This window comes from Acidovorax sp. 69 (genome assembly GCF_002797445.1).
GTDB lineage: Bacteria > Pseudomonadota > Gammaproteobacteria > Burkholderiales > Burkholderiaceae_C > Acidovorax.
Genome location: NZ_PGEP01000001.1, coordinates 1511023 through 1533502 on the forward strand (window position 1 = coordinate 1511023; position 22480 = coordinate 1533502).

17 protein-coding genes and 2 pseudogenes are annotated in these 22480 nt (G+C 63.1%); 10 read left to right on the plus strand and 9 right to left on the minus strand.

Features of this window, described 5'->3' with window-relative positions:
* Positions 1 to 139 precede the first annotated feature (139 nt).
* A complete protein-coding gene (locus tag CLU85_RS07005; RefSeq protein WP_100409647.1) occupies positions 140 to 2569 on the plus strand; it encodes an IPTL-CTERM sorting domain-containing protein in 2430 nt (809 codons plus the stop codon).
* Positions 2570 to 2666: 97 nt separating this feature from the next.
* The gene (locus tag CLU85_RS07010; protein WP_100409648.1) at positions 2667 to 3197 is read left to right on the plus strand and encodes a DUF3617 family protein; all 531 of its coding nucleotides are present in this window, start codon (positions 2667 to 2669) and stop codon (positions 3195 to 3197) included.
* A 135-nt stretch (positions 3198 to 3332) separates the two neighbouring features.
* Here the strand turns inward: CLU85_RS07010 and CLU85_RS07015 are convergent, their stop codons facing one another.
* The 4 genes and pseudogenes from CLU85_RS07015 to CLU85_RS23615 form a co-directional block, all read right to left on the minus strand.
* Complete coding sequence (locus CLU85_RS07015) at positions 3333 to 4724, minus strand: alpha/beta fold hydrolase (protein ID WP_100409649.1); 1392 nt, start codon at positions 4722 to 4724, stop codon at positions 3333 to 3335.
* An 85-nt stretch (positions 4725 to 4809) separates the two neighbouring features.
* Positions 4810 to 5925 (minus strand): acyl-CoA dehydrogenase family protein, encoded by a 1116-nt coding sequence (locus tag CLU85_RS07020; RefSeq protein WP_100409650.1) that lies wholly within the window; start codon positions 5923 to 5925, stop codon positions 4810 to 4812.
* A 130-nt stretch (positions 5926 to 6055) separates the two neighbouring features.
* Positions 6056 to 7237 carry an acyl-CoA dehydrogenase family protein gene (locus CLU85_RS23305; RefSeq protein WP_232727922.1) on the minus strand — a complete coding sequence of 394 codons (1182 nt, stop codon included), beginning with the start codon at positions 7235 to 7237 and terminating at the stop codon, positions 6056 to 6058.
* 330 nt (positions 7238 to 7567) lie between these two features.
* Positions 7568 to 8323 (minus strand): annotated as a pseudogene (locus tag CLU85_RS23615) (YceH family protein); the annotation flags it as partial.
* Between CLU85_RS23615 and purN the strand changes: the two are divergent.
* Positions 8271 to 8852 carry a phosphoribosylglycinamide formyltransferase gene (gene purN / locus CLU85_RS07030; protein WP_100409652.1) on the plus strand — a complete coding sequence of 194 codons (582 nt, stop codon included), beginning with the start codon at positions 8271 to 8273 and terminating at the stop codon, positions 8850 to 8852. The pseudogene CLU85_RS23615 and the gene purN sit on opposite strands and share 53 nt — an antisense overlap.
* 260 nt (positions 8853 to 9112) lie before the next feature.
* Here the strand turns inward: purN and xopAW are convergent, their stop codons facing one another.
* Positions 9113 to 10144 carry a XopAW family type III secretion system calcium-binding effector gene (xopAW, locus tag CLU85_RS07035; RefSeq protein ID WP_100409653.1) on the minus strand — a complete coding sequence of 344 codons (1032 nt, stop codon included), beginning with the start codon at positions 10142 to 10144 and terminating at the stop codon, positions 9113 to 9115.
* Between the two features lie 296 nt (positions 10145 to 10440).
* On the opposite strand from xopAW, the gene CLU85_RS07040 reads away from it, so the two are divergent.
* On the plus strand, positions 10441 to 11169 hold the full coding sequence (locus CLU85_RS07040; RefSeq protein ID WP_100409654.1) for a response regulator: 729 nt from the start codon (positions 10441 to 10443) through the stop codon (positions 11167 to 11169).
* Positions 11157 to 12272, plus strand: coding sequence for an ATP-binding protein (locus CLU85_RS07045; RefSeq protein ID WP_100409655.1), 1116 nt, complete (start codon positions 11157 to 11159; stop codon positions 12270 to 12272). Before CLU85_RS07040 ends, CLU85_RS07045 begins: the two co-directional genes overlap by 13 nt.
* A 12-nt stretch (positions 12273 to 12284) precedes the next feature.
* Here the strand turns inward: CLU85_RS07045 and CLU85_RS07050 are convergent, their stop codons facing one another.
* A complete protein-coding gene (locus tag CLU85_RS07050) occupies positions 12285 to 12539 on the minus strand; it encodes a DUF1653 domain-containing protein (protein ID WP_100412405.1) in 255 nt (84 codons plus the stop codon).
* A gap of 70 nt (positions 12540 to 12609) precedes the next feature.
* Here CLU85_RS07050 and CLU85_RS07055 point away from each other — a divergent pair, with 70 nt between their 5' ends.
* The 3 genes from CLU85_RS07055 (at position 12610) to CLU85_RS07065 (ending at position 17289) form a co-directional block, all read left to right on the plus strand.
* On the plus strand, positions 12610 to 14463 hold the full coding sequence (locus tag CLU85_RS07055) for a M48 family metallopeptidase (RefSeq protein WP_100412406.1): 1854 nt from the start codon (positions 12610 to 12612) through the stop codon (positions 14461 to 14463).
* 202 nt (positions 14464 to 14665) lie between these two features.
* On the plus strand, positions 14666 to 15940 hold the full coding sequence (locus CLU85_RS07060) for an RsmB/NOP family class I SAM-dependent RNA methyltransferase (protein WP_100409656.1): 1275 nt from the start codon (positions 14666 to 14668) through the stop codon (positions 15938 to 15940).
* Positions 15941 to 16074: 134 nt separating this feature from the next.
* Complete coding sequence (locus CLU85_RS07065; RefSeq protein ID WP_100409657.1) at positions 16075 to 17289, plus strand: fatty acid desaturase; 1215 nt, start codon at positions 16075 to 16077, stop codon at positions 17287 to 17289.
* Between the two features lie 330 nt (positions 17290 to 17619).
* Here CLU85_RS07065 and rpmG read toward each other — a convergent pair whose 3' ends face one another.
* The 3 genes from rpmG to trxB all read right to left on the minus strand — a co-directional run bounded on the left by rpmG (position 17620) and on the right by trxB (position 19175).
* Entirely contained in the window at positions 17620 to 17790 is a 171-nt protein-coding gene (gene rpmG / locus CLU85_RS07070; protein ID WP_008904999.1) for a 50S ribosomal protein L33, read from the minus strand.
* Between the two features lie 11 nt (positions 17791 to 17801).
* Positions 17802 to 18035, minus strand: a complete 234-nt coding sequence (rpmB, locus tag CLU85_RS07075; RefSeq protein WP_010463481.1) for a 50S ribosomal protein L28 — start codon at positions 18033 to 18035, stop codon at positions 17802 to 17804.
* Positions 18036 to 18221: 186 nt separating this feature from the next.
* Complete coding sequence (gene trxB / locus CLU85_RS07080; RefSeq protein WP_100409658.1) at positions 18222 to 19175, minus strand: thioredoxin-disulfide reductase; 954 nt, start codon at positions 19173 to 19175, stop codon at positions 18222 to 18224.
* Between the two features lie 187 nt (positions 19176 to 19362).
* Between trxB and CLU85_RS07085 the strand changes: the two genes are divergently transcribed.
* Positions 19363 to 20040 (plus strand): Crp/Fnr family transcriptional regulator, encoded by a 678-nt coding sequence (locus tag CLU85_RS07085; RefSeq protein WP_100409659.1) that lies wholly within the window; start codon positions 19363 to 19365, stop codon positions 20038 to 20040.
* 73 nt (positions 20041 to 20113) lie between these two features.
* Positions 20114 to 22446: pseudogene (locus CLU85_RS07090) on the plus strand (DNA translocase FtsK).
* The last annotated feature ends 34 nt before the right edge of the window (positions 22447 to 22480 follow it).

Genomic DNA, 22480 nt, shown 5'->3' on the forward strand with positions numbered 1-22480 from the left:
TTGACTATGCTATCCCCAGTCCTTGTTCTTGCAGTCTTGGCTAGGTGAATGAACCAGTGCTGCGCTAGCCGGCAGGTGGCTATGGGGGGCGCCTGTATCCAGGCGGCCTGATCGACAAAAAAATGAAAGAGTGAGTTCCATGAAGAACGACTGGATGCCGGTGCGTTTTGCACGCGGCAGTGGGTGGGTGCACGGGTTGTCAAACGCATGGCGAGTAATCGCCGTCGCGTTTATCGGCAGTTTGATGATGATTGGCCAGGCGGCTTTGGCCGGCGTCGTCAATGGCGGGTTTGAAAGTGCTCCCGATTTTGCGGGTTGGACCAAGCAGTCCTACAACCTGCAAGCTGGGGGCATCACTACCTTTCCCCCCACACAGAAATCGGATCTGAACCTGTCTGCCCCTGTATTGGCGTTTGACCTGTCTGCGGTTCTGCGTGGTGCCCCGGAAAGTCTCAGCGACGCTAACACCAACGGGCTGTTGAAGTTTCCGCGCTGGGGCAATGCGGTGGCTCGTGTTCACAATCAGTTTGGGGCTGCTCCTGGCACAGCCCAGGACAAGGCCAGCTCGATCGAGCAAACAGCCACGATGACGCTGGCGGATGTGGATCCCACCGATGGAAAAATCCATTTGCGTTTTGCCGCCGCACCCGTTTTGCGTGCGCCAGCCCACGCTGATAACCTGCAGCCGTACTTTTTCATCGAGGTGACGAATGTCACCAAAGGCACGAAGCTGTTCACGACTTTTAATTTCTCGAACCAGCCCGGTATTCCTTGGCAAAGTGGCGTAGGCGACTACAAGTTTACGGACTGGCAAGGTTTTGATATCGCGCCGGGCAATGGCTTTCTGGATGTGGGTGACTCGGTCAAGATGGAAGTGATCGTCGCCGGGTGCCAGCCCAGCGGACACGAAGGCCACTTGTACCTCGACTCAGTGGGTGCGTTTATCCAAGGTTTGGCTGTTACCACTGTGGGACCTACTACTGCCCGGCCTGGTGATCAGATCACCTACACCTACACCTATACCAACAACAGTGGTGTGATCTCCAGCAACACGACGGTGACCGCAGTGATGCCCAAAACGGGCAACGACCTGGATACCACTTTTGTGTCTATCCAGCCTAACGGTGGCACCTGCACGCTGCCGACAGTCGGTACCGCCGATGCACCCGTGGTTTGCAATTTCGGCACCCTCAATAACGGGGCCAGTGGTTCGTTCACGGTGACGGTCACGATTCCTCCGGCTTCCAGTACCGCCAGCCCGACCAACGTGGTCAACAACGGCAATTACAAGGTGGCATCAGACGGAACCAGTGCATTTCTGGGGCCCTTGTTCCAGACCCAGGTGATGCCCTTGGCAAGCCCGTTGACTGACTTGGGCATTACCATTTCTGATGGTGGCGTCTCTGCTGTGGCGCCAGGCAGTACGGTGACTTACACCGTGGTAGTGACCAACAATGGGCCCACGGCTGTGGTGAGCGCGCCCGTATCCCAAACCTTATCCGGTTTGAGTGGCGTCACATGGGCCTGCGCTGCTGGCGCCGGGGCCGCATGTGGCGCACCGGTCGGTGCAAACGCGATCGTGGATGCACCCTCGTTGCCGGTGGGCGCTTCGGTCACTTATACGGTCACGGGCACTGCGGGTGCTGCGGGTACCACTACCGCCACGACCGTGAGTGTGGCAGCCCCCGGTGGCATCACTGACAGCAACACGGCAAACAACGCTGCGGCAGATACCAATGCGGTAGGTACGCTGTACGCTGTGGGCGTTTCTAAATCCGGCGCGGGTTCTGGCTCCGTCAGCAGTGTGCCTTCCGGCCTCAGTTGTGGTGCGGCCTGCGCATCGGCATCGGTGAGTGTGGCAAACGGAACGACAACGATCTTGTCGGCTGTGGCTGCGCCTGGTTCCATCTTCACCGGCTGGTCGGGCGCCGGGTGCTCGGGAACGGGTACTTGCACGGTGAATGTCTCTGGCGCCAACGCGAACGTCATAGCAAACTTTGCGCTGACCCGGACTGTGACGCCTGTCGTGGGTGCCAACGGAACCGTCACGCCAGCAACGCCGACGACAGTGGCCTCGGGTTCGTCGGTGACTTACACCATCAACCCTGACCCAACCTATGCCCCGCTGATCACTGGGAACTGCCCCGGTGTGCTCTCTGGCAATCAGTACACCGTATCGCCAGTGAACGCTGACTGCACTTTCAACGTGGCGTTTACCAATGCGACTGCCACTGTGACGTCTTCTGTCAATGGCGGTAACGGAGGCATCTCCCCGGCGGGCGCACAGACCGTGGCTTTGGGCTCGCAGCAGACCTTCACCCTCACGCCGGTTGCGGGCTACGTGGCGCGGGTCGCGACGGGTGGAACCGCCTGCCCAGGAAGTCTTGTGGGGAACACCTTCACGACCAACGCTATTGCTGGAAGCTGCACGGTGGTCGCGTCTTTTGTTCTGTCTGCGGGAGTATCCAGTGTTCCTACCTTGTCGGAGTGGGGCCTGATTGTGTTGTCCCTGGTGCTCGCTGCGCTAGGATTGCGACGTCTGCCAGTGGGTCGCAGACCCACGCACTGATCCGGATATTCCTCATTGCTGTGACATCCCAAATGCCCACCTTGGTCACGGGTGGGGGTTTGGTTTGCTTCTGTCTGCAACGCATTTGAATGCAAGTATGAAAACGTATGTCGTCTTGGCCTTGGCCGTTGTGGTGCACCAGGCAGCATGGGCACAGAGTGTGCCCACACGCAAGGCTGGGTTGTGGGAGGTGTCGATCCGCGCGGAAGGAGAAGCAGAAGCACTTGCGCTCAAAGTGTTGCAGTGCACGGACCGTGCGTCCGACGCGTTGACACTGATGTCCATTGCGCCCGGGCAGGAAAACTGCCGCAAGCCTGTTGTCGAGAGGCTGAAAACAAAAGGTTATCGCATCCGTACCGCATGTGTCGTGCACGAGCAACGTGTAAACACCGTCATGGATCTGAGGGGCGATGTGACATCGCGCTATGAAGGACGTTTGGAAACTCGCTACCCCACTATGGCATCCCAAACGCCAAGTCCCAAGCTGTTTGAGGGCAGGTGGCTGGGCGAGTGCCGCGCGGGAATGCGACCCGGCGATATGTTGTTGCCCAACGGTGTCACGGTGAACGTGGTCGATGACCGCAGGCGCGCAGAGATCAATCAGGACCATAAGGGACACAAGCACTGAATGTGCTCTGCCCAGTTGCCGCATACCCGACTCGCAGACCTGACTGCATGCCCTACCGCTAGATGGGCGTTGGGCGATGGGTGTGTTTCCCGTCCAGTCCTTTGCAGGCAGCCCATGCGGGCTGCCTTTCTTTTTTTACTGACTGATCTCCAGCATCACCACATGCCCTTGTGCAGCAGGCCAAGTCTGGCCTGTGACCCTTTCACCGTTGAACTCGGCACTGACGGTCCGCACGCCGCCGCTGGGTTTGATCTTGGCACTGGCGGCGCCTGCACCGGCAGGCACCCCGGCGGGCGCTGTGCCATCCAGCATCATCTTGTCGCGCGCTGGGTCCAGGTAGCCCCGGGGACGGGTCAGGGTGACGATGGATTCGGCCGTTCTGTCCGCATCGGCGATGCGTTCGGGGCGCAGGTGGATGATGTCACTGCTGCGCGGGAAACCACTGCGATAGACATGGGTGGTGGCGTAGCCGGGGGCGGTGATCACGAACTCGATGGGGGAGCCAGGGGGTACCGTCAGCGGGCCCCATTGGCCATCTGTACCCACGGTTTTGCGCAGCAGGGCGTTGCCGGAGCGGGCGCCGGTGGCCGCGTCGGTGCCATACACCTCCAGCTGCGCCCCCGCCAGGGGCAGGTTGTTGCTGAAGTTGCCAGTTTTGGGGTCTGCGGAGTCCACGCCCAGGCCGGTGACCTTGCCATTCAGCACCACCGTTTTCTCGGCGGCGATTGCTGTGCGTTCCGGGGTCTTGCCGGTGATGAAACGGTACGTGGCCTCGAACGCGGCGGGCGAATACGACGTCTCGCGGTGGTCGATGCGGGGAATCACCACGTTGGTGGCGCCTTTCAGCTCGGGGCCTGATGCCGTCACGTGGGTGGGCGTGCCTTTCTGGCCGATCCACAGCCCATCGGGCTGCGCGAACTTGTCGTTGTTGTCCGAGCGAATGGTCATCCATTTCACCGGGCCGCTCACTTCGTCGCCCGCCGCATTCTTGGGCGCGTTCAGCCCCTTCAGGAACGGCCCCGTGCCCGAAAACTCATTGCCTTCACGGAATCCTGGAATGGCCCAGACACCATGGTTGGGCGTGCCGCCCAGGATGGCGTGGCTCACCGTCTTGTCACCGCCGCCGTTGTAGATGTAGTTGCGGATGGCATTGCCGCCGCGCGAGTTGCCCACCAAAACGACCTGGCTGGCGCCGGTGGCTTTGAGCACTTTCTCAACCTCGGCCTTCAAGTAGGCCATGTGTTCCGCTGCCGAGGTGCGGCCGGGTTGTGGCTTGGCATCGTCGTCGCGCGACAGCGGGTAGGGCACGTCGATGGCGTGCAGGCGTTCGCGCGGCCAGCCGTTGGACTCGAATCGCCACGCCGTGGTTTGCCACAGCGCTGCGGTGTCGCCGTTGCCATGGACGAAGACGATGGGCGGGGCCTCGGCCAGGCTGGGGCTGCGGGTGGCGCAGCCGGCCAGGGTCAGGCTGGCGATAGCGCCGGCCAAAAGGAAGGCGCGGCGCTGCACAAGGAGGCGTGTGTTCATTGGAATATCTCCAGAAAGAAAAAATGCCCGTGGACCGGTGAGTCCACGAGCATTGCAGGGTTGCGTGACAGTCCTTGCGGCTTCGTTAGGCAAACACGCCAGCAGTGTCCTGCATGCGGGCCGACACTTCACCCAGGTGGTGCAGTGTGTCACCGAACGTCGTTTCCAGCTGCGTGAACTTCTTGAAGTAGTGGCTGCCGATGTACTCGTCGGTCACGCCGATACCGCCATGCAGTTGCACCGATTGCTGGCCCACAAAACGCATGGACTGACCCAGCTGCACCTTGGCGCGGGCCATGGCAGCACGGCGCTCGGCAGCGGGGGCACCGAGCTTGAGGCTGGCGTAGTAGCTCATCGAGCGGGCCAGCTCCAGCTGCATCTTCATGTCGGCCACGCGGTGGCGCAGGGCCTGGAAGCTGGCGATGAACACGCCGAACTGCTTGCGCTGGTTCATGTATTCCACGGTCAAGGCGACGGTCTTGTCCATCACGCCCACGGCCTCGGCGCAGGTCGCGGCGATGCCCGTGTCCACGGCGAGTTCCAGCGCGGCCAGGCCGTCGGCAGTGATGAGCGTGGCGGGGGCGTTGACCAGTTGCACTTCAGCGGCGCGGCTGCCGTCCTGCGTGATGTAGCCCTTGGTGGTGACGCCAGTGGCCGAGCGCTCCACCAGGAAGAGGGCGATCTTTCCGTCGAGCTGCGCCGGTACGATGAAGGCGTCGGCCAGGTCACCAGCCGCCACTATGCTTTTGGTAGCTGTTACCGTATGTTCCGCCTGCGCTGGAGCCGCTTTTGCCTCGCAAACATCCAGGCGGTAGCGCGCCTTGCGCTCCTGGTAGGCCAGCACCACCAGCGCTTCGCCGCTGGCCACGCGGGGCAGCCAGGCGGATTGCACGGCAGCGGGGGCATAGTGGGTCAGCACACTGCTGGCGATGAAGGCCTGCGCAATGGGCTCCAGCACCATGCCTCGGCCCAGTTCCTCGGCCACCACCATGGCGTCGATAGCGCCCTGGCCCATGCCGTCATGGGCTTCGGGCACGGTGAGTGCAGTCAGGCCCAGTTCGGCCAGTTCGCCCCAGGCGGCGCGGTCAAAGCCACCGGTAGCCACAGCGGTGCGGCGGCGCTCAAACGTGTAGCCCTTGTCCACCCACTTGCGCACGGCGTCGCGCAGTTGTTCCTGGTCGTCAGAAAAATCGAAATCCATGTGTCTCTCCTTGTGCTGGCTTGTGGCGCCGTGGCGCCTTCTACAACCAGCGAAGCTCTAGCTGGAACCCCCTCCCGGAGGGGGCATGGGGGAGCAGTCCTGTCGCGCAAGGCGCGGACTGTCATCGGCGTCAGCCGAGAACAGTCTGCGCCACGATATTGCGTTGCACTTCATTGCTGCCACCGTAGATGGTGGTCTTGCGCAGGTTGAAGTAGGTGGACGCCAGCGGTGCGTTGGCAGTCACGCCACCAGGGAAGTCGCCCTGCCAGCCAGCTTCCATCGCTTCTTCGATGAAAGGCAGGCTGAACGGCCCGGCGGCCAGCATCATCAGCTCGGCATAACGTTGCTGGATCTCGCTGCCTTTGATCTTGAGCAGGCCCGCAATGTCGAGTGAGTTCTTTCCTGTTTTCTCGGCAGAAAGCACGCGCAGCACCATCATTTCGAGGGCCACGATGTCCACTTCGAGCAAGGCGATCTGGTCACGGAAGCGGCTGTCATCCCACATGCCTTCGGTCTTGGCGATGCGCTTGAGGCGCTCCAGCTCGCGCTTGCTGCGGTTCACGTCGGCGATGTTGGTGCGTTCGTGGCTCAGCAGGTGCTTGGCGTAGGTCCAGCCCTTGTTTTCTTCGCCAATCAGATTCTCGGCCGGCACTTCGACGTTGTCGAAGAACACTTCGTTGACTTCGCACTCGCCGTCCAGCAGCTTGATGGGACGCACCGTGACGCCCTTGGACTTCATGTCGAGCAGCAGGAAGGAGATGCCCGTCTGGGGCTTGCCCTCGGTGCTGGTGCGCACCAGGTTGAACATCCAGTCGCCGTGCTGGCCAAGGGTCGTCCAGGTCTTTTGGCCGTTGACGATGTATTTGTCGCCCACGCGCTCGGCACGGGTCTTGACGCTGGCCAGGTCGGAGCCTGAGCCCGGTTCGCTGTATCCCTGGCTCCACCACACTTCGCCGCTGGCAATGCCGGGCAGGAAGCGTTTTTGTTGCTCGGCATTGCCAAACGCCATGATCACCGGCGCCACCATCACGGGGCCGAAGGGGATGATGCGCGGCGCGCCGGCCAGTGCGCACTCTTCTTCAAACAAATGTTTTTGTACGGCGGTCCAGCCGGGGCCGCCAAACTCCTTGGCCCAGCCAAAACCGAGCCAGCCTTTTTTGCCCAAAATCTTGGCCCAGCCCTGCATGTCTGCACGGGTCAGGCGCAGGGCGTTGTGCACTTTGTGCGAAATGTCCTGGGGCAGGTTGGCGTGAACCCATGCGCGAACTTCGTCGCGAAAGGCCTGTTCTTCGGGGGTGAATGCGAGATCCATGCGGCTTGTCTCCTGAGAAGTTGTATTTGTAGCACGGTCGTTCGTTTTATTCCTGTCCGGGTGGCGACATGGGCGCAGGCTCGGGGCCATGCCCAGTTCTGCGCACAGCCGCTGAACGGTAGCCCGCAGGCTCGCCACCTCAGTCTCCAGCGCGTCCACCCGGGCCTGCAGGGCCGTGGTTACGCCACTTCCGCCGCCGCTGGTAGCGGGCCCGCTGGCGCTGGTGTCCACCGGCCCACACATCAGATGCGCCCAGCGCTGCTCGCGGGCCCCGGGGGCGCGCGGCAATGGCACGACCAGCGGGCCGCCTTTTTCTGCGCTGCGCTCCTGCAGCTCGTCAAGGAAGGCTTCCACGGAGGAAATGTCGGCAAATCGGTACCAGCGCTCGGCATTGATGCGCAGTTCGCCCGCTGTTTGCGGGCCGCGCAGTATCAACAGGCCGAGCAGCACGGCCGATTGTTCGGGTACGCCGACGCCGCGCTGGAAGTTGTGCTCCCAGCGTGTGGTGCGGTTGCCGCTGGTTTCAAACGCCAGCGTCAGCAACTTGAGTGAGTCCAGTGCCTCCTGTGCGTCGGCGTCGCTCAGAGTCATCACTGGGTCGCGGCTGGTCTTCTGGTTGCAACCGGTGACCAGGCCGTTGAGCGACATAGGGTAGCTGTCGGGCACGGTGCGGGCCTTCTCCATCAAGGTGGCGAGCACGCGGGCTTCGTGGGGGGTGAGGGGGCGGATGGCGGGATCAAAGGGCATGGTGGGGAGGCTGTCGGGCTTGGGGTTGACTCTGCGTTGTGCGACAGAGTATGCAGGCTGGGCGCCCGGCGCAAGCTGCACTGGCAGTGCAGCGAGCATGGGCAACGCAGCCTGCGTGCTCTGTCGCGCAACCCTTCGGGCCGCCGCCTGGAACGGCCATGCCGCATTGCGGGTTCGTTGTGTGGCTTGGCCACACGGCCTCACCCGCGTCTTGCCTGGCCGTGCCAGGCGGTGGCGCAGAGTCAACCCCAAGCCCGACCGCCTCCTAGATAATCCGGGGCAATTTATGAAGAACATCGTCATTCTGATCTCTGGCGGCGGCTCCAACATGGCCACCATTGTTCGCACCGCACAACAAGAGCACTGGGAGCAGCGCTACGGTGCCCGCGTGGCCGCCGTGATCAGCAACAAACCCGAAGCCGCCGGGCTGGCGTTTGCGCGCGGGCAGGGCATTGCCGCCGAGGCCCTCGACCACAAGGCTTTTGGCAGCCGCGAGGCATTTGATACCGAACTGGCCGCCATCATCGACCGCTACCAGCCCGTGCTGGTAGTGCTGGCTGGGTTCATGCGCATCCTTACGCCGGGGTTTGTCGCGCATTACGCGGGGCGGCTGATCAACATTCACCCCTCGTTGCTGCCAGCGTTCACGGGGCTGCACACGCACCAGCGCGCGATTGACGCGGGCTGCAAGTTTGCGGGCGTGACGGTGCACCAGGTGACGGCCGAGCTGGACGTGGGCCCCATCCTGGACCAGGCGGTGGTGCCGGTGCTGCCGGGTGACACGGCGGACACCTTGTCTGCCCGCGTGCTCACGCAGGAGCATGTGATCTACCCCCGGGCAGTGCGTGCATTGGTGCAGGCGTTGTAGCTCCGGTGGGGGCGCAAATGCCTGCCAAGTGCCGTGGGCGCTCCGGGCTGGCGAATATAACGGCCCTTTAGAACTTTGATGCTATCAAAATATGAGCTGCTAGCGCTTATTCGATAAGCGCTATCAGTCATTTTTATTCAATAGAGATAGCTCCGGGTATTGCCGTGGCTTCTGGCGCGCGCAGCTCGTCAACTGACGGGCGAATCGCACTGCGCGGCCAGAACGCAGGGGCGGGCCCGAGGGGCCAGATGGGTGGGCGGTCAGGCCATCGCGCTCAGGCCGCCAGCGCTGGAGGACGTATTCCAGTCATTGGCGGCCATTTCGTACTGGTGCCTTGCAAAGTCGGCCAGCCGTGCCAGGTCATTGCGTGGGCCGGATTCCTTGCTGTTGCTGGACGATGTGGACGATGTTGTGCTGGTCATTGGCTGCACCTGGCTTGTCAGCGGGTCGATGAATGCCTTTGATTCGCTGGCACTGAGGGTGGCGTCGCCGTCGGTATCGATGCGGTTGAACAGCGCCGTGATGGCGTCTTGCTCCACGCTGCTCCTGCCGCCCGCCAGCCGTTCAGTGAGCGAGACCACGCCATCCTCATTGGTATCCAGAGGGTCGTACGTGGCGCTGCCGCTATCCGAAGCCGCCCCTGCACCGCCTGGGCCCCCGGGGGGAGGTGGCATGCCACCCATGGCCTGCATGCCACCGCCCACCTCGCTCGCTGCTTCCCCGGCGGTGCCCGAGGGGCGGGCTGCGTCGAATTCGGCTTGGCTCAGGCTGCCGTTGCCGTCCGCGTCCAGTTGGCTGAACAATTCATCGCTGCTCACGCCGGTCTGGCTCGCTGTTCCGCCCGACATGGCTTCGAGCAGTGCCTGCAGCTCGGTTTTGCTCACGGTGCTGTCACCGTTGCTGTCCACTTTGCCAAACAGGTCGTCGCCAGCGCTGCCCGTGGCGGTGTCACTGGCAACACTGGTACCACTGCGGCGCGACTGGGCGAAGGTCATGGTCGAGGGAGGTGCGGGCAGCACGTTTTGCAGGGTCTTGCCCAGCTCATCGGCATTGAGGCTGCTATCTCCGTTGCTGTCGTACTGGGTGATGAGGTCTGCGGAGCTGGTGGTGGTGCTCACGCCCGTCTTTTTGGAGACATCGTCCAGCAGGCCTTGCAACTCGCTGCTGTCCACGCCGCCGCTGCTGTCTGTGTCCAACTTCGACAGCAGCCGTTCCGACATTTGCCCAGGGCGCTGGGCCCGTTGGACACTTGCACTGGACCAGGCACTGCTGACGCTACTGATGGTCGTCATCGTCGTTCCTTTCGTTCCATGGGTGGGCCAGCGGCTGGGCCCCCCGGGCGGGAGCTGGCAGCGCCAGTGCCTGCGCAGGGTCTCTCTTCCGAAAGAGCGTGGACAGGCTTCAGGGCCCGAATCCATTGTTGGGTGCGTGTGTCTCTGTGGTTTGTCTGCTTTGTACCAAGCCCGATACAAAGCGCCCCTGCAAGGCCTGAACAGGGGGGCAAATGCCCGCCAGATTGTTGCCAGTGCGCGGTGGGTGCTGCCTAAACTCAGTGTTCAAAGACCCAGACTTTTGCGCACGCAGGCCCATGCAACACATCTTGGTGGTGGACGACGATGTCGAGATCACCACGCTGCTCACTGAATACCTCGCCCGTTTTGGTTATGCCGCCCATGCGGCATGCGATGCGGCATCAATGCGCGCCCAGATGGTGGCGCACCCCGTGGGCCTGGTGGTGCTGGACGTGATGCTGCCCGGCATTGACGGCATTACGTTGGCGCGCGAGCTGCGTGAACGCTCCCGTGTGCCCATCATCATGCTCACCGCGCGGGCCAATCCGTATGACTGCGTGTTGGGGCTGGAGATGGGGGCCGACGACTACATGGGCAAACCCTTCGAGCCGCGCGAGCTGGTGGCCCGCATCCAGACGGTGCTGCGCCGCATGGCGGGAGAGAGCGCCCCGACAAGGCCCGGCCCCGACGACGTGGTGCGGTTTGATGGCTGGACGCTGCACAGCATCGAGCGGCACCTGGTGTCCCCCCGTGGCATGGTGGTGCCGCTGTCGAACGCAGAATTTCGGCTGCTGTGTACCTTCTTGCGCATGCCGCGCCGCATTTTCAGCCGCGACCAGCTCATGGAACAGGCCCGGGGCAGGGCGATGGACGCGTTTGAGCGCAGCATCGACCTGCTGGTCTCGCGCCTGCGCAGCAAACTGTCAGATGACCCGCATTCACCCTCGATGATCCGCACCGTGCGCGGTGCCGGTTACCTGTTCAATGTGCAGTCGCTGCAAGGGCAGGTGGGATGGCCGCGTTGATGGGTGGGCGCTTGCGCGCATGGGGGCAGCGCTGTCTTCCCGATACCTTGTTTGGGCGGCTGGCACTGCTGCTCATCGTTGCGGTCATCGTGAGCCATGTGCTGGCGCTGACCTTGATGTTCGAGCTGCGCCCTGCGCACCCACCCGGTCCGCCGCCGCATGAAGTGGCCGTGGAGGGGCCCCCGGGGCCACCTGCTGGCCCGGGGCCGGGCGGGCGGCGGCCGGGGTTGTGGGATGCACCGCCATCGCTGCAACTGGGCCTGCTGCTCGATATTGGTGTGCGACTGGCGGCCTTGGTGGCCGTGGCGTGGTGGGCGGCACGCTGGTTGTCGCGCCCGATGAACCGGTTGGCCACGGCGGCGCAGGAGCTGGGCCGCGATATTGAAAGACCCGCGCTGCCAGAGGATGGCACGCTTGAATGCCGGGATGCCAGCCGGGTGTTCAACCAGATGCAGGCGCGCATCCGGCAGCAATTGGCCGAGCGCGACCGTTTTGTGGCGGCGGTCTCGCACGACCTGCGTACGCCCTTGACCCGGCTGCGCCTGCGCGCTGAAAGCCTGGACGACCCCCGGGCGCAGCAGCTTTTTCGCCGGGATATCGCCGAGATGGACGCCATGATTGCCTCGACGCTGGACTATCTGCGTGGCGTGGCCGGCGCAGAGGCCTGGGTGTTGCTGGATGTGCAGGCGCTGGTGGAAAGCATGGCAGACGACCACCTTGCCATGGGCCAGCAGGTCACAGTGGTGGGGCAGGCATCGCCCTTTCGGGTGCAGGCCGTGGCCTTGCGCCGCTGCCTGGACAACCTGGTGGGCAACGCGATCCGCTATGGAGGCAGTGCCGAGATCGCTCTGCATGACATGGCGGATGCGCTGACCATCGCTGTGCGCGACCATGGCCCAGGCCTGCCACCCGAGGAACTCACGCGGGTGATGGAGCCGTTTTATCGCGTCGAGGCCTCGCGCAACCGCCAGAGCGGCGGGGCCGGGTTGGGGCTCACCATTGCCAGCGACATCGTGCGCCGCCACGGGGGACGGCTGACTATGGGCAATGCCGAAGGCGGTGGGTTGGTGGCAGCGGCCATCTTCCCGCGTGCTGCAGCGTGACCTGGGTCGATCTCAGCCGGCAGAGGTTTGATCCTCGCATCTTTCGAACCGGGGGCGCAGCACCCCGTCGATGAGCACCTGCTCTTCAAACATGGCGGCAGGGCGCACCCACAGGCCCCGCTGGCCATAGAGCGCGCGGTACAGCGTCATGGGCTCCAGCGTTTCGCTGTGACGCACGGTGTCGATCACCTCATAGAGCATGCCCTTGTAATGGCGGTACAGGCCAGGGGGCGTGTGGCGGAGGGGGGGCAGGTCGTCGTCGGTCATGGTGGCAGGTGGGGTGGGCATGAGTGGTTAGGATGGCGTCTGAAAAAAATCAACCGAGAGAGGGGTGCCCGTGGATCAGGCAGATTTTGTGCATTTGGTGCGCATGAGCGAGCATGCCAGTGCGGACAACAGCCGTGCCTACCGTCGCAGTGTGGCGGCCTTTGCGGCGCTGGGCTATGCGTGGGTGTTGGGTTGTCTGGCGCTGGCCATCGGTATTTTGCTGTGGGTGGTGCCGCAGATATTGCACGGGCGGTTTCGGTTGGCGATGGTATGGGCCCTGTTGGGAGCCGGGGGGCTGCTCTGGGTGAGCCTGCGAGCGTTGTGGGTGCGTTTTGACGAGCCCACCGGGGTGGAGATCACGGCGCTGGAGGCTCCCGATCTGTTCGAAGCCCTGGAGCGCATCCGCCGCAAGATCAAAGGGCCGCCCCTCCACAAGGTCACCCTCAACGACGAGTTCAACGCCAGCATTCAGCAACTGCCTCGCTTTGGCCTGCTGGGTGGGGCGGTCAATCACTTGAGCATTGGCCTGCCCTTGCTGATGGCGCTCGACCGGCCGCGCTTTCTGGCCGTTCTGGCCCACGAGTACGGGCACTTGCGGGGTGATCACGGGCGGTTTGCGGCCTGGATTTACCGCACGCGCTTGTCGTGGATGCGGCTGAACCACAGCCTGGCGGATGACGAGGGTCCGGTGGCCGCCGCCACGCAGGCGTTCATGCGGTGGTACTTCCCGCGCTTTTCTGCCAAAACCTTTGCGTTGGCCCGCCAGGACGAGTACGAGGCGGACCGTATTGCCGGCAGGCTGCTCGGCCGTGATGTGACATCCGCCGCGCTGGCCGAGATCGAAATACGGGGCGCATGGCTGCAGTCGGAGTTCTGGGGCAACCACTGGTGTGCGGCCGCTGGCAACCCGCTGCCGGTGGGGCCCTACCGCAGCATGCGCCGCGCTCTGTCCAAGGCCCCAGAAGCCGCCTTTGCCAATGACGCCTTGCGCCAGGCACTCAAGCGCCTCAGCAGCGTGGACGACACCCACCCCGGTCTGCGCGACCGCATCGAGGCGCTGGACGCCACACCCACCTTGCCCGATTGGTCGCATGGCAACGCACTGGCCCTGTTGGGACCCGAGGCCAAACGCTGGGTGGCCCATTTCGACAAACAATGGTGCCGCGATAACGCCACGGAATGGAAGCAGCACCACGCCTGGCTGGGCCGAGTGCGTGCCCGCGCGGAGGCTTTGGGCGCATCGACCGCCCAGAGCAGCGCCGCCGACCTGGTGGAGCTGGCGCGCCTGAAGCGCCACCTGGACCCCCACGCTGATGTGCGCGCTCTGTATGTGTTGGCCCTGGAGCGCAGCCCCGATGACCCGGCCGCGCTGCGGGGGCTGGTACCTTGTCTGCCCGACGATGACCGTGACGGCAAGCTCCAGTTGTTGCACCGGGTGTGGGATGCCGGGAGCAGCGACCGATACTGGGCTGCTCGCACCGCGCTGGCCGAACTGGAGACACCTCGCATCGGCATGGACCATGACGCCGCCGTCTTCAAACAGTGGCGCAAGCGGCTGGAACGCGCCCAGGAGTCCGAAGAGCGGGCCTGGGAAGAGCTATCGGGTACGTCGTTTTTCAGCCAGATTGTGCGGAACGACCTGAGGGCCTTCGAACTGGCTGAACTGCAATCGGAGCTGGCCCGTTGTACGTCGCTGACCCGTTGCTGGCTGGTGCGCAAGAGTCTGCGCGAGCATCCGCAACGCAGGGCGTACCTGGTGTTTGTGGAATTGCCGGGGATGGATGACGAAAGCCGCTACCACCTGTGCCGCGCGCTGGAGCGCAACCTGAGCCTGCCCGGGCCCGCCCTGGTGTTGTGGGCGGGCGAGTCGCCGACGTTGCAAGAGATCCAACGCTCCGCGTTCGAACCCATTTATACGCGCTGACGTCAAGCGACAACCCTCCGTGCGGTTTTTTTGCTTTCCTTTTGCTGGCGTTGCTCAGGAGGGGCGTAGGCAGCGCATGCGGGTGCACAGCGCCCTTGGGCCGCACCAGTTGCGTGGGCGGTGGGTGGCGCACAGCGCGATGGATTGCCACTGAGCAGGGTCGGAATGTGGCCCGCGCAGTGAGGAATGGGACAATCGGAGGATGCATCCCAAAGTTCTTCTCGACGCCTGCGCTGAATTGGTCAGGCTCACCCTCACGTTTGAACACCCCGCCGACGCGGTGGTGTCACGTTTTTTCCGCGACAACCGGGGCCTTGGCCCCCGTGAGCGCGCCACGCTGGCCGAAACGGTCTACACCGTGCTGCGCAAGAAGCTGTTGTTTGACCACATGGCTCCATCGGGCTCGGGCCCGAAGGAGCGTCGGCTGGCCATCCTGGGGTTTTATGGCCCGCGCGACTTCCTCAACGGCGCCTTGACGGACCAGGAGAAAAACTGGCTGGACCAGTGCGACTCCGTGAAGCCTGACGACCTGATGGAGCGCCACCGCCATAACCTGCCCGAATGGCTGGTCAAGCCCCTCAAGGACCAGCTCGGCACGGGCTTTTGGCCCCTGGTGGAGAGCCTGACCCAGAGCGCGCCGCTGGACCTGCGTGTCAATGCACTCAAGGACAAGCGCAGCGATGTGCAAAAAGAATTGGCCAAGGCCGGCATCAAAGCCAGTCCAACGCCGTACTCGCCCTGGGGCCTGCGCATTGACGACAAGCCCGCGCTGACCAAGCTGGATGTCTTCACGCGCGGCGCCATCGAGGTGCAGGACGAAGGATCGCAATTGCTGGCCCTGCTGCTCGACGCCAAACGCGGCGAGATGGTGGTGGATTTCTGTGCGGGTGCGGGTGGCAAGACGCTGGCCATCGGCGCCGGAATGCGCAGCACCGGGCGTCTGTACGCCTTTGATGTGTCTGCCCACCGGCTGGATGCCCTGAAGCCGCGTCTGGCCCGCAGCGGCCTGTCGAACGTGCACCCCGCCGCCATTGCGCATGAGCGCGATGAGCGAGTGAAGCGGCTGGCGGGCAAGATCGACCGTGTGCTGGTGGATGCGCCTTGCTCGGGCCTGGGCACGCTGCGCCGCAATCCCGACCTCAAGTGGCGCCAGTCGGTCAAGGCGGTGGAAGAACTGGTTGCCAAGCAAACTTCCATTTTGGACAGTGCCGCCCGTCTGCTCAAGCCGGGTGGCCGTTTGGTGTATGCCACGTGCAGCATCCTGCCGCAGGAGAATGAGGCCATTGCCGAGGCCTTCAGTGCCGCTCACCCTGATTTTGAGCTGGTCGATGCGGGTGAACTGCTGGAGCAGCTCAAGGTCGAAGGCGCCAAGGGCTTGTGCAGCGGTGGTGCATCGGGCAGTGGATATTTGCGACTCTGGCCCCACGTACACCAGACGGATGGCTTTTTTGCCGCCGTTTGGAGTAAAAAGAGCTGAGTTAGCGCTCTAAAAGCGCAAAATCAGCGTGAATGGTGTGGGTGTCCCCGAGCCCTTTCGGGTCATGCCACTCTAAAATCAGACACCCGATCCGCTGGCGAACGGGTTCTTTGTAGAACGAAGGCTTTCTGACTATGTTGTTACCCGATTGGGCTGTGCTGAACGCTGCCATTGACTGGCTGGGCCATGGGTTGTGGAACCTGGCCTGGTGGCAGATCATTCTGTACACCTTGGCGACGACCCACATCACCATTGCTGCGGTCACGATTTTTCTGCACCGCGCCCAGGCGCACCGTGCGCTCGACCTGCATGCCATTCCCTCGCATTTCTTCCGATTCTGGCTGTGGGTCGGCACGGGCATGGTCACGAAGGAATGGGTCGCTATCCACCGCAAGCACCACGCCAAGTGCGAGACCGTGGAAGACCCCCACAGCCCCCAAACCAGGGGGTTGGACACCGTGATGTGGCGGGGCGCCGAGCTGTACCGAGCCGAGTCCAAAAACATGGAAACCATGAAGAAGTTCGGCCACGGTACGCCCGATGACTGGATGGAACGCAATGTCTACACCCGCTACGGTTGGCAAGGCGTGGGTCTCATGCTGATCCTGAACCTTGCCCTGTTCGGCGCCCTGGGTGCCGCCGTGTGGGCCGTGCAGATGCTCTGGATTCCGTTCTGGGCGGCCGGTGTGGTCAACGGCGTGGGTCACTATTGGGGTTACCGCAACTTCGAGGCACAGGATGCCAGCACCAACCTGTCGCCCTGGGGAATCATCATTGGTGGCGAAGAGCTGCACAACAACCACCACACTTACCCCACGTCGGCCAAGTTTTCGGTCAAACCGTATGAGTTCGACATCGGCTGGGTCTACATCAGCCTGATGAAGGCAGTGGGTTGGGCCACGGTCAAGAAGGTGCCGCCGAAGCTCCAACTGGGCGATATCAAGCCCGTGGCCGACGAAAAGACGCTGGAAGCCCTGATTGCCAACCGCTACGAGGTGATGGCGGGCTACGCGCGTGGCGTGCGCAAGGCGTGCAAGGAGGAAATGGCTGCGCTGCAGGCGCGTCAAGCCGATGCGTCCGCGCTCAAGACGGCCAAGCGCTGGCTGCACCGCGATGCGGAGAAAGTGCCTGCCGTGGCGCTGCCGCAACTGGCGCAAGCCCGTGCTGCACACCCGGCCCTGGACAAGATGGTGACCATGCGTGAAGAGCTGCGCCAACTGTGGCTCAACACCTCCCAATCCCGCGAGCAGCTCACGGCCGATTTGCAAGCCTGGTGCCGGCGGGCGGAGGAAAGCGGGATTGCCGCATTGCGTGAGTTCTCTATCAGCTTGCGTGCTGCACGGGTCTGACACTGAGAAGCCCTGTTCTTCAGGAACGTTCCGAGCCGCTGCAGGGCCCTTCCAGCCCGCAGCGGCTTTTGTTTGGGGTGTGGCACTTTGACCCGTGAGGAGTGTGAGCGCCGCCCCGATGGTTGTGAAGCGAGCGTCAGGCAACGAAGTGGGGGAGTGGCGCCTCGCTCGTTGTGGATGCCAGGCAATGTGGCATTGCACGAAGGCTTGCTATCTCAACCAACGGGGGAGCCATGGAGTGGCCTGTCCTTGTGCCTTCTCCATTCTTTCGCGCAAAGAAAAAGCCGCCGAGCGTAACGCCGGGCGGCTTGATCGGGGAAAGAGGCTGAATTACTTCAGCTTCATTTCCTTGTATTCAACGTGCTTGCGAGCTTTTGGATCAAACTTCATGATCAGCATCTTCTCGGGCATCGTCTTCTTGTTCTTGGTCGTGGTGTAGAAGTGGCCAGTACCCGCAGTGGATTCCAGCTTGATCTTGTCGCGTCCGCCTTTGCTTGCCATGGTGCTTCTCCTTAAGCCTGACCACGTGCGCGCAGGTCTGCGAGCACTGAGTCGATACCGTTCTTGTCGATCAAACGCAGGGCAGCGCTCGAAACACGCAGGCGAACCCAGCGGTTTTCGGTCTCGACCCAGAAACGGCGGTATTGCAGGTTCGGCAGGAACCGGCGCTTGGTTTTGTTGTTGGCGTGGGAAACATTGTTCCCAGTCATGGGCTTCTTGCCCGTTACGTCGCAGACGCGTGCCATGAGGACACTCCGATACTTTTAACGGCCGTTTGCTGCGTGCCTCCGGGATGTTTCCCAGAAGCACAGCTTGCGGCCTCACCTCGCCAGAAAGGGTGGCGGTAACCCGATTTGCCTTTTTCGGCGGGCCGCAAAAAACGGGCCGAATTCAGCAAAGCCGCAGATTATAGCCTGCAGCCCACTTTTTCATCAACTTTCTTGTTCGAGGAAACGCTGGGCGTCCAGCGCCGCCATGCAGCCGGTGCCTGCGCTGGTGATGGCCTGGCGGTATACATGGTCTTGCACGTCACCAGCAGCGAACACGCCCGGCACGCTGGTCTGTGTGGCAAAACCCTTGAGCCCGCCCTGCGTGATGATGTAGCCGTTCTCCATCTCCAATTGGCCCTGGAAGATCTCGGTATTGGGCGCATGGCCGATGGCGATGAAGCAGCCCTGGAGCTTGATGTCTTCGGTGCTGCCGTCCGTGGTGCTCTTGATGCGGATGCCGGTCACGCCCGTGTTGTCGCCCAGCACTTCATCCAGCGTGTTGAACAGCTTGAGTTCGATCTTGCCTGCCGCGACCTTGTCATTGAGCTTGTCCACCAGGATGGGCTCGGCCTTGAACTTGTCGCGGCGGTGCACCAGGGTGACCTTGCGGGCGATGTTCGACAGATACAGCGCTTCTTCCACCGCCGTGTTGCCGCCTCCGACCACACAGACATCCTGCTCGCGGTAAAAGAAACCGTCGCAGGTGGCGCAGCCCGACACGCCCTTGCCCATGAAGGCCTCTTCCGAGGGCAAGCCGAGGTACTTGGCCGAAGCGCCGGTCGCCAGGATCAGTGCATCGCAGGTGTAGGTGCCGCTGTCGCCGGTCAGTGTGAAGGGGCGCTGGCTGAAATCGACCTTGTTGATGTGGTCAAAAATAATCTGGGTCTTGAAGCGCTCGGCGTGCTCCAGAAAGCGCTGCATCAGGTCTGGGCCCTGCACGCCATGCACGTCGGCGGGCCAGTTGTCCACCTCGGTCGTGGTCATCAGTTGGCCGCCCTGGGCTATGCCGGTGATGAGCACAGGGTTCAGGTTGGCGCGGGCGGCATAGACCGCCGCAGTGTAGCCAGCGGGGCCAGAGCCGAGGATCAGAACTTTCGCGTGTTGGGTGGTGGACATGGTAAAAGCCTGTGTTTTGCGCCCGCTACATGGGGTGCTGTTGGTAAAGCTGGGGGCTGAGCCGTCGAGTATCAACCGACGCCCGCTCATGCGAGAGGCCCCGTTTTCAATCACGGTGATTGTAAGAACCCATTGATAACCCGTTGCGGCACCGGTTGGGTCGCACCCCCTCTGAGGAGATGTTTGCATGTCGACGATGTTGTCCAACCTGGACCTGTTGCGCCGGGTGCCCTTGTTTTCGCTGTTGACGGTGGCGCAGGCCGAGGTCATCAGCGGTGCGGTGATCAAACGCCGCTTCAAGCGCGGCGAGGCGTTGGTGGAGCAGGGGCAGAAATCCAATGCCTTGTTCATCCTGCTCACCGGCCGGGCCCGGGTGATGACATCCGACAGCCGGGGGCGCGAGGTGATACTGGCCACGCTGGCACAGGGCGACTACCTGGGCGAGATGAGCATCATCGACAACGAGCCCCATTCAGCCACGGTGCGGGCAGAGGTGCAGACCGATGTGCTGATGTTAGGGCGCGCGGAGTTTGCCCGTTGCCTGACGGAAAACGCATCGATGTCACTGGTGGTGATGCGCGGCCTGGTTAAGCGCTTGCGCCACGCCGATCGCAAGATTGAGTCACTGGCGTTACTGGATGTATATGGCAGGGTGGCCCACGCGTTGCTGGATTTCGCCCTGCCTGATGCCCAGGGTCAGTTGCTGATCAAGGAAAAAATTTCCCGACAGGATCTCGCCAAGATGGTGGGTGCCTCGCGCGAAATGGTCAGCCGTGTGATGAAAGACCTGGAGGAGCGTGGTTTCATCGAGGCACTGCCTGGTGGCGCCACTTTGCTCAAAGACCGACTGAACGCACTCGGCTGAACGCATGCCAGGGTGATGCCGGCTGGAGCGTCAATCCCTTGTTGCGCATGGGGTAAGCTCCCCCGGCACGCTTATGACCTATTCCCTCAATACCCTGAATGCATCGGCAGCGGCCAAGTCGCCGCCGCGCACGGGCGCCGCCCGTTTTGGCCATGAAATCGCCCTGATGGCGGGCCTGCTGGCCCTGGTTTTCTGGCTGCTGGCGTTGGTCAGCTATTCGGCCCAGGACGCCGCCTGGTCCACCTCGGGCGCGCGTGACGCGCGCATGGTGGCCAATTGGGCGGGGCGGTTCGGTGCCTGGCTGGCCGATGGCAGCTACTTCGCACTGGGTTTTTCGGTGTGGTGGTGTGTGGCTGCAGGTGTGCGGGCCTGGCTGTCGTCGCTGGCGCGCTGGATGCGCGGAGGCGAAGTGGTGGCCGGGGCTGTCAGCCCTGTGGTGCGCCGGGCCACTTTCTGGGTGGGTTTGGTGGTGCTTATGGGGGCCAGTACCGCGCTTGAATGGTCGCGTTTGTACCGGTTTGAATCCTTCTTGCCGGGGCATGCCGGTGGCGTGCTGGGTTATCTGGTGGGGCCTGCCAGTGTGAAATGGTTGGGCTTCACAGGCTCCGGCCTGCTGGCGATCGTGCTGGCGGTGGCCGGTGCGGCGTTGGTGTTCCGCTTCTCATGGGGTCATGTGGCAGAGTTTCTGGGGGGCGCCTCGACACCCTCGTGCAATCGCGCCTGGCCAAGCGCGAGGTGGCCAAGGACGTGGCCGTGGGTCGCAAGGCGGCGCGTGAGCGCGAGGTGGTGGTGCTCGAAGAGCGCATCGAGAGCGAAGTGCACCATCCCGAGCCCGTGCAGATCATCGAACCCATTCTGGTCGACGTGCCGCAGAGTTCCCGGGTTGTGAAAGAGCGCCAAAAGCCCCTGTTCACTGAAATGCCCGACAGCAAGCTGCCACTGGTGGACCTGCTCGACGGCCCTCTGCAGCGCCAGGAAACCGTGGCCCCCGAGACGCTGGAGATGACCAGCCGCCTTATCGAGAAAAAACTCAAGGACTTTGGCGTGGAAGTGCGTGTAGTGGCGGCCATGCCCGGCCCGGTGATCACACGCTACGAGATCGAGCCCGCCACCGGCGTGAAGGGCTCGCAGATCGTGGGTCTGGCTAAGGATCTGGCGCGCTCGCTCAGCCTCGTCTCCATCCGCGTGGTGGAGACCATCCCGGGCAAGAACTTCATGGCGCTGGAGCTGCCCAACGCCAAGCGCCAGTCCATCCGCCTGTCCGAAATCCTCGGCTCGCAGGTCTACCACGAGGCCAAGAGCATGCTCACCATGGGCCTGGGCAAGGACATTGTGGGCAACCCGGTGGTGGCAGACCTCGCCAAGATGCCGCACGTGCTGGTGGCAGGGACGACCGGTTCGGGCAAGTCGGTGGGTATCAACGCGATGATTCTGTCGCTGCTTTACAAGGCCGAGGCACGCGATGTGCGCCTCTTGATGATCGACCCCAAGATGCTGGAAATGTCGGTCTACGAAGGCATTCCGCACCTGCTGGCGCCGGTGGTCACCGACATGAAGCAGGCGGCGCACGGCCTGAACTGGTGCGTGGCCGAGATGGAGCGCCGCTACAAGCTCATGTCCAAGCTGGGTGTGCGCAACCTGGCCGGCTACAACGTCAAGATCGACGAGGCCAAGGCGCGCGAAGAGTTCATCTACAACCCCTTCAGCCTCACGCCCGAAGAGCCCGAGCCGCTGCAGCGCCTGCCGCACATCGTTGTCATCATCGACGAACTGGCCGACCTGATGATGGTGGTGGGCAAGAAAATCGAGGAGCTGATCGCCCGGCTTGCGCAGAAGGCGCGGGCTGCGGGCATTCACCTGATCTTGGCCACCCAGCGCCCCAGCGTGGACGTGATCACGGGCCTGATCAAGGCCAACATTCCTACCCGTATTGCCTTCTCGGTGGGCTCCAAGATTGACAGCCGGACCATCCTCGACCAGATGGGTGCCGAGGCGCTGCTGGGCATGGGCGACATGCTCTACATGGCCAGTGGCACGGGCCTGCCGATCCGGGTGCATGGCGCCTTCGTGTCGGACGAAGAAGTACACCGTGTCGTCAATTACCTCAAGGAACAAGGGGAGCCGGACTACATAGAAGGCGTGCTCGAAGGCGGAACTGTGGATGGCGACGGTGATCTGTCAGGGGACGGCGGTAATGACGGGGGCGAAAAGGACCCCATGTACGACCAGGCCGTCGAAGTGGTGCTCAAGGACCGCAAGGCGAGCATCTCGTACGTGCAGCGCAAGCTGCGCATTGGCTACAACCGCTCGGCGCGCTTGCTGGAAGACATGGAGAAGGCGGGTCTCGTCAGTGGCCTCACCACCAGCGGCCAGCGCGAAGTGCTGGTGCCAGCGCGCAGCGAATGACCGGGCAGGGCGCCGAGCCTGGCCCATGCCCCCA